The following is a 1,037-nucleotide window of genomic DNA, read 5'->3' as shown; positions in this document are numbered from 1 at the left end:
TTTATCGCCCCTACAGTTATGTCTTTACTGGTACACTACGCTGAACTCAAGTCTTTGAATGCAGCAGGGTACACATTTGTGTTTTGCTTCTTTTTATTAGCATGCCAACCAATAAAGAAAATGTAGTTATAACAAGCAATTTAAGAGGGATTCCCAACGCTTGGCATTTTTGGTTCTACTTCCAATTTAGTGTTTATGGCACAATGCTTTAGGTTAGGTGGTAGCGTTGCTCACCCCTTAATTGGGCGTTATAACACCATTAGCAAAGTATCGTTGGAGAGAAAAGGTGTCTTTAGTAGATATAAATAAAAAACTAGTACGGAATGTATTCTTAAACACCGAACTGCTACTCAATGAAGGTGAAGATCAGATATTTGAATATGATATTCAGGCTTATATGTTCCTATTTTTAAAGAGGTTTCTAAAAGGAACGGGACGTACCGCTGGCAGGGAGATGGTTCAAAAAGTAGATTGCGTGATCTTTGATCATAATAATGATCCTGAATGTTTTTATGAAATAAAAACATACTTCAAAGCGAGGGAAGTTATTCTCCAAAAACATTTTGAAGATGACATTGATAAACTTGCTAAGCTACTTCAGTTTCATCCGAATGCTACAGCTATGTTTATTACGGCTGGACTAACAAAAAAGTACACTGATAATAATGCTGCGAAGTTAGCTTACATTGGTGAGCATTTAAGTAACAACTCAAGTTGGCATAATCTCACGACAACCTCAGGGATCGATATCAAGCTAAGACCCAGTGTAAAAGAAACACGCGGTCTTTGTAACGTGATGACGTGGGAAATAATGTTATAACAAAGCGTTTAAGACGGATTCCCAACGCTTGGCATTTTCAGTTTGAATCGGCTTTAGTGTTTACGGCACAATAGCTTAGGTCTGGTGGTAGCGTTGCTCACCACTTAACGCGGCGTTATGTGTTTGGTCAGTTTTTAGGGTCCAAGCTACGATTTCATTGAGAATTCGTTCCGTGTTTTCGGCAAGTTGGCTTGGTCGAAATGATTTTGTGGAACTT

General features: G+C 38.5%; 1 protein-coding gene. It reads left to right on the top strand.

Features of this window, described 5'->3' with window-relative positions; genetic code table 11:
• Positions 1-286 precede the first annotated feature (286 nt).
• Positions 287-820, top strand: coding sequence for a hypothetical protein (locus AACW06_RS19690; RefSeq protein ID WP_192076348.1), 534 nt, complete (start codon positions 287-289; stop codon positions 818-820).
• Positions 821-1,037: the final 217 nt, after the last annotated feature.

This window comes from Vibrio sp. S12_S33, from assembly GCF_963889785.1.
Taxonomy (GTDB): domain Bacteria; phylum Pseudomonadota; class Gammaproteobacteria; order Enterobacterales; family Vibrionaceae; genus Vibrio; species Vibrio aestuarianus.
This window is presented reverse-complemented; position numbering and strand designations above follow the sequence as displayed.